This is a genomic window from uncultured Brachyspira sp. (assembly GCF_949287625.1).
Lineage (GTDB): Bacteria > Spirochaetota > Brachyspiria > Brachyspirales > Brachyspiraceae > Brachyspira.
This window is the reverse complement of sequence record NZ_CASEGO010000125.1, coordinates 1-7,389: the sequence shown is the minus strand read 5'-3', so window position 1 is coordinate 7,389 and position 7,389 is coordinate 1. Positions and strand designations below refer to the sequence as shown.

The following is a 7,389-nucleotide window of genomic DNA, read 5'->3' as shown; positions in this document are numbered from 1 at the left end:
AAAAGAAAGTGAGGTTAGATTTAATTATAGACATGATAATTTCTATAATCTCATAGAAAAAATTTTTTTTGAAAAATAAAAGATACTAGTCTAGACCCATAATTTATTATCAGATTTATATTTTACAGTATTACTGCAGTCTTTTGGTAACAGTATAAAGCCTTTAATGGAATATGAATATAAAATCAGAGGCAATTATGTATATACAGAAAATTCTATATCTATATACAGCTCATATAATCCATTAAATATATATAAAAATAATGACATGCCAACATATAATATAAACTACAAATATAATGAAGATATTCAAAAAGACAGCACTTTTTCATCAGTTTTTAATGAAATATATATAGAAAATGAAAATACTGGTAAAAACTTAAAACAAATACATGATAGATTTATAGAGATTTATCAAGATAAAAAAGACAAAATATTTAATGACAGTATAAATAATCTTTATAAAATATTATATATAGAAACACCATTATATACTACCCCGCTTTTAAGTTATTATTTAAGTAATAAAATAGACAGTAATATGAATAAAAATATTACAAACTACTGCAATGTTATTATTTTTACAAATTCTCTTTTATCTGGTAAAAGTCCTTCAGTAAAGCAGGAATTAACAAATAAATTAAAAGTAAATCCAATATATCATATTAGTTTTGGAGCAGGTGCAGAAGATTATAAAAGAAACTATGGCATGCATGATTATGCAGATTATGATTTAATGATAAATAAAGTGCAGGAAGAAACATCAAAAATTTATCCTATGTTTTTTTCATGTTTTAAATATGCAGAAAAAACTAACTATATTGATAATATTTTATCAAATATAGAAAAAATATATAATGAATATGTTGCACTATTTAATAGTATGAAAAATAAAGTAGAAAGCTGGAAGATAAGATATATAGAAGATAGGTTGGTAACATTAGAATTTGAAAATTTTGACTTTTTACGTTGGCAAAATCATTTAGAATATAACAAGAAAATCCCATTTATTAAAAAACATATAATTAATTATTTTGCATATTATAGCGATACAATAATTTATATTAAAAATTATACTTTATTAGATGATGAGTTAAATACCCATTTAAATAATTTATTTAATCTAACAATGACTGCATATCAATCTATTAGTTATTTTTATACAAATGAGCAGCTTGATGAATATGATATGTATGAAGATTATAAAGGTTTTATAAAAGACCAGATACAAGAGTTCCTAGATACTATAATTGGTAATTGTGAAAAAGAATTTGGAAAAATTACAGAAATAAATCAACAGCATAGAATGGAATTTAAAAATTACAAAAAAATTATGTACCCTTTTATTCTTATAAATTTTAATATTTATGATAAATATTATGAATATTTTAATAATTTATATATAAGTACATACGATTTTATCACATATAGAAATAAAACTATTGCAAATATTAAGTTAAATCATGATAAACTAAGTTATAATGATATTATTTTTATTAAAATAAGTGAAAAAATATTTGATTTATCACTAATCATACTAAAAAATATTGTATTTAGTATATTGTTTTATACTGATATAACTAGCAGCAATATAAAATTCTTACATTATGATATAATTAAAGAAAATAATTTAGAAGATACTTTTGAATATGGTATAATATATAATTTTTTAAACCAACAAGGTGTCCATGTAAAATCATCATTTACTCTTGAATTATATAATATCATAAAAACATATATGACTTATGAAGTTTTTAAGAAACACACACCAAGTGATTTAGTAGATGAAAATAGATATAATGAATGTAAAGAATATGTGTTAAATATTATAACTATTAATTATAAAAATATAAGAGATACAGCAGATTCTCAAACATTTCAATCAACTTTAATATATCTTTACGAATTTATTCTTGACCACTTTAAGTTTAAGCCAGAATATATTAACCATCATGATGTTATCTCAGAACAGGAAACAAATATTACTGTAGAAAGTAAAGATATTGCTAATGAAATATTTTTAAATATAGATTCAATTAATGAAATAAATGAAGAAATTGACTTAAAAGGTTTATCTTCTGGAGCAAAAAAGGGAGCAAAAACTATTGGTAATTATCTTTTTGGAGCTTTGCTGGATGAAGTGCTGCAATGGATATATGATATACCAGATAAAGAAAAACTTAAAAAATATATAAACTTATATAACTATATGCATTTAGATGATAAATTTTTACCACCGCATACAGTAATAAATCAGCATACAGTATGTATGCCTATTGACATAGTAAATAATTTTAGTATATTTGATAATAAGGCTGTATTATTTGGCGATAAAAATATGGATATTAACTCATTAATTAATTCATATAGTTTATATGCGAATATTAATGATGCAGATACAGCAAAATTTATCTTTAAAGAAAGAATAAAAACATATCTTACAGGTATAAATGTTACAGATTTAGATAATGTATTACTAAAAGAATATAAAGATAAATATAATGGTAGCAGTATTCATGGTGCAGGTGCATCAAAAGCATGGGACTATATTGCAAAAGAGCATAAAAACCAAAAAAAAGATGAACCTTTAAACATAAATATAGAAACTATTAAAAATATGCTTGGCTTAAAAGATGAAAAACTTTCAAATATTTCAGATAACAACGATATAGAAATAAATGGTAATAATCAGGAAAGTGACGAATCTATAGATACCCCTGCCACTACTGTTGCAAAAAGCTTTTATCAGGCAGTATGTTTTGCAGAAGGCTATAAGCCGGATTTTGATTTAGTTCCAAAGAAAATAAAAGCTGTCCAAACTGATAGTAAAGTAATACAGAAAAGAAATTCATCTTTTACAGAAAGCCTGCATGAAATAGCCCGCCAAAACTTAAGAAGTGCTTATATGCAGGTAGATGATAAAAAATTTAAAGATGAATATCTAAAAAAACAAATATCAGTTAATCAGCAGCCATTTATAGGTATTATCACATTATGGGTATTACCACAAAACATTATAGAGGGATAATATATGATATTTAGTTGGAATAGAATAGTATCAGAGCAAAATTTTTTATTTTCTGATACATTTCAAGAATTATGGCGTCTTCAAGGTCTTAAACCTTACCTGCCAGAAAAAAAGGAAGTAGATGCAGAGTTTCAGCATATTGTAAAGGAATACCCCAAAAACAGCATAAGGTCATATTATTTATATAAAGTGCTTCCTTATGATATAGAAAAAAAACACTTAATAGAATACAGAGAAAGAATACGGCAGGCACCAATAGGTATAAGGTGGGAAAAGGAAGAGCTGGATAAATTTAACTCATTATCAGATATAAAAGAAAAGCGAGCAATGATATTAAAGAAAAGCGAGCTTAAAAGTGTATATATACCACACTTAAAATATGAAAAAGAAATGATAAACTACCCTAATATGCCCCATGATGCTGAAAGCAAAGCTTTATTTAAAGATGGGTTAGAATATTTTAATAATAAAGAATATGATAAAGCCTTTCCATTACTTCAAAAAGCTGCATTTAAAGGAAACTATGTAGCTACATATTTAATATGCAAAATAAGCTTACATAGGTTAGAACAATCACCATACCGTATGTTATATTTTGATTATATAAATACTTATGCAGTAGATTTATACCCTAATAATATGGCTAAATTATTAAAACAGACCACTTATGGTGATTATAATAAAGCCTTAAAAGATATGAAAGATACACTGCGTCAAATAGAGTTAGCTGGTAGAGAGCTTGAAAAGAAAGGTCTTCCAACAGGTCCATATTTACAGGCAGAAGTATATTACCATTATTTAAAACACTTTTCCCGCCACCGTTTTGACAGCCGTTTTAGAAAAGAATATGTTACTCACTTAATGCGAGCAGCTAATATGGGCTCTTACGATGCTTATATGCGATTAGCCCATGAAGGTGCAGATTTAGAGTGGGTATTATGTGCTATGATATCAAGCCTTGATTATAAATGCTTTGATGAATTTATTATAAATTTTAATACTGATGTTATGGAATATGCAAGCCCAAGGAATTTAGCTATAGTGCGCCTTGCTGCTATGTGGGGCAGTAACTATGCTATGGACTGCTTAACTTTTGGAGAAACTGGTAACTTTCTATCTGTTTATAAAAACCAAATATTAGACGGTCATCCAAATGGTGCTATATATATGCCTGATAATGAAGAACTATATAGAAGAAAAATATATAACCAGTTTTATGGGGAAGAAACTGGAGTATTTGAAGGCACTTTAATACCAGAGCTGGATACTATCTTTCCACCAAAACCAGTTATCCATTCTCCACATGGTAATACTATGTTTATAGACCAAATGTTAAAACGCAATCCACATAGTAAACATCCATTAGATAAAACAGCAACAGAAGCTGATATTTTAGTATTTAGAGAACTATTACATAAAGAAGATACAGAATTTAATGGCTCATTTTTAGGCGGCGGCTGGGGTGAATATATTCTAAATAAAAATAAAGAGTATATTAATAGAAAAGGACCAACCGATGAGCGTAGAAATATGATAATGGATTTTCCAAAAGGCTCAGATGAATTCATAGGCTATCTAAACTCTATTAAATTAAGAGAATTAGAGCAAAACCCATTATATTATCCAAGTGGCAGACCATATATATACCCAGCAAGTGTATATAAAAAACACCCAGACTGGTATTAATAAGGCGGTACGGAAAATGAAATATTTAATAAGGCAAAATAAATTACTTAAAAAACGCAGTGCATTAAAAACATTAGGTTTATTATCCTTAAGCCCTGCATTAGCTGGCTTAGGCATATCATCTATGAAAGATGTAAAAGAAATATATGATAATATACCTGTAAAAAATAATAAAGATACAGAAGAATTTAAATATACATATTCCAGCAAAATAGAGCTTTCCCCAGTTTTACTTGCACAGATAGAAGAATATTTAGAAGAATGTAAAAAAATATAGGGGGATATTAAATATCTCCCTGTTACATATTTTCAATGTTTATATTTCTTTGACAAATTGTGTCATATTCTGTATAATTTAAATAAAATATTGATATTATTTAGGTATATTATATCCTTTATTTACTATATACCAGCTTAATGCTTCGCCGGCTTTCTTTTTATCCCAGAATAATTTAGCAGTATTTAAATCATTTTCATTTTTTTCTTCGCCGTCAAAATATTCAAGGCTGCCGTTAAAGCAGTATCTGCCATTTGCTATGGATTGAGCACCAACAGCAATTCTTTCTTTATCTGTTTTTTCATTTTTATTATCTGTTACAAGGCTTTGACCAAAAGAGTGAAATTTAAATCCTTTATGAGCTGTCATATCTACAATAGTAGGTACAATATCTTTATGGCTTCCTGCACTATATTTCAGCTTATATTCACTAACTCCACTGCCGTATATTATTAACGGAATAGATGTGGAAGTAAATATTTTTCTATTAGGGTTAGGATAGCTTCTGTCAAAATGGTCGCCTGTAACAAAGAAAATGCTGTCAGGATATTTTGCATAAGTTTCTTTAATAAAATCAGCAACACTTTTAATAGAATACTCTGTTACTGTTAAAATTTCTGGTGTTATTCCTGGAAATCTTTTATCTTTTGGGTAGTTTGTATCAAGGAAGTTTCTAATTTTTTCTGTATCAATATTATAGTATTTTTTAGTATCTATATCGTAAGGCGGGTGGTTAGATGCAGAAAGTATCATATTAAATGTAGGCTTATTATGGTTTTTATCAATACTTTCAAGTATAAAGTCAAAGCCTTCATTATCGTATATTCCCCATGTGCTTTTTTGCTTATTATGTATATTTTCCATACCATAGCTTTTATTAAAGCCTTGAGCGGCAGTATAAGTGCCTATTTTACGCCATGCAGAGCTTCCAAAATAATAAAAGTTTGTATCATACCCTAAATCTTTAAATATTTTACCAGTAGATGAATCAAAGCACGGTATTTTACCAGTCATTTCACTTATAGGGAAATATGTGCCGTAAAGTCCTGTAATCATCATATCCATAGTTTCTATAGTGCCGTATCCGTTTTGTATAAATACAGGTACTTTTAAGCCGTTTTCAGAATCTGCAAGCTCCATTAAATCATTACCCATGCCTGCCTGTTTAAATTCTTCAGATAAGTGATAATCAGAAAGAGATTCCATAATTATTAAAAATATATGTTTAGCATTACTTTTGCCGTTACTTAAAACTTCCTGTTCCATTAAACTGCTGATATTATCTTGATTTGTATATCTATCACCAAAATATATCTGCATAACCTGCTGAATAGTTTTACCGCCTGCATATTTTTCAAAACTTTCGCCTTTAATATCTTTATAGGCTCTATATACTCTGTCTAAATCATGCAGAGCTCCGGGAGCTGCTTTTTTAAGGAAAGCATTTTCTGGAAGTTTTACAATATAGCTTAAATCTCCACCCTGCAGATTAAATGTGGAAGATGTAGTAAGTATTAAAACATAAAGTAATAAAATACCTAATGGTACAGCCTGTTTTATAGAAACAGATTTACTAATATTTTCAATTTTTTTATATATTTTATTATAAATATATACAGCTACGGCAGTTAAAATAATAGATGCTAAAATTTTCGGCAGAGCATTATAGTCGCTGTTAACTGCTGTATGGAATATTGCAGACTGGTCATCATATATAACACCAAGCAGTATAATATTAAAAGTATCATTAAAAATGCTGAAATAAGTATCATTTACAAATGATGCAATTATTACGATATATGATATTATAGATGTAAAAACAATAATAACAGGTTTCTGTGCTTTTTTTATAAATGAAAATGCAATATATAATACAGCAAAAATAAAAGCAGCAGGGGCAGCAAGTCTGCCGTCATATCTAAGACCTGAAAAAAGTGTCTGCATTATATCTAAAAATGGCAGTGAAGCAGAGCTGTCTGCTCCATTAATAGCAGAATTTAAGATACCAGAGTTTATAATAAAACCTATTCTGCACAGTCCAAAAATAACTAATAGATAAATAAGAAATGTTATAATTTGAATATATGTTTTAAGAATTTTATTGCCCATGTCGTTTTCTCTTATAAAATTTATTAAACAAATATTATATAAAATTTTATAAATATAGCAACTATTATATTTTTTTGTTTTCTTTTTACAAATAGTAGTGTAGTATAACAGGATACTAAGTGTTTGGTGGATATATGTTTCGCAGCTCATTAATCTTATTATTAGTATTTTTATGTATTATTCCTATTACAGTATCAGCACAAAATAAACAGGCAGGCTCACCAAGTAAAGAGCGTGTTGTATTAGTAACTGTAGAGAAAGTGTCAGAAGGAATGACATCACCTACAAT

Annotated in this window: 4 protein-coding genes; 3 read left to right on the top strand and 1 reads right to left on the bottom strand. The window is 27.5% G+C overall.

The genetic code is table 11. The features are described 5' to 3' along the window. Positions 1 to 166 precede the first annotated feature (166 nt). Genes Q1X91_RS13975 through Q1X91_RS13965 form a run of 3 tightly spaced genes read left to right on the top strand, consistent with a single transcriptional unit; the run spans position 167 to position 4,991 of the window. Complete coding sequence (locus Q1X91_RS13975; RefSeq protein ID WP_300758911.1) at positions 167 to 3,028, top strand: hypothetical protein; 2,862 nt, start codon at positions 167 to 169, stop codon at positions 3,026 to 3,028. 3 nt (positions 3,029 to 3,031) lie between these two features. Then, on the top strand, positions 3,032 to 4,714 hold the full coding sequence (locus Q1X91_RS13970; protein WP_300758908.1) for a hypothetical protein: 1,683 nt from the start codon (positions 3,032 to 3,034) through the stop codon (positions 4,712 to 4,714). A gap of 16 nt (positions 4,715 to 4,730) precedes the next feature. Next, positions 4,731 to 4,991: a hypothetical protein gene (locus Q1X91_RS13965; protein ID WP_300758905.1), complete on the top strand. Its 261-nt coding sequence runs from the start codon at positions 4,731 to 4,733 to the stop codon at positions 4,989 to 4,991. 96 nt (positions 4,992 to 5,087) lie between these two features. On the opposite strand, the gene Q1X91_RS13960 is transcribed toward Q1X91_RS13965, so the two are convergent. After that, positions 5,088 to 7,100 carry an LTA synthase family protein gene (locus Q1X91_RS13960; protein WP_300758902.1) on the bottom strand — a complete coding sequence of 671 codons (2,013 nt, stop codon included), beginning with the start codon at positions 7,098 to 7,100 and terminating at the stop codon, positions 5,088 to 5,090. Positions 7,101 to 7,389: the final 289 nt, after the last annotated feature.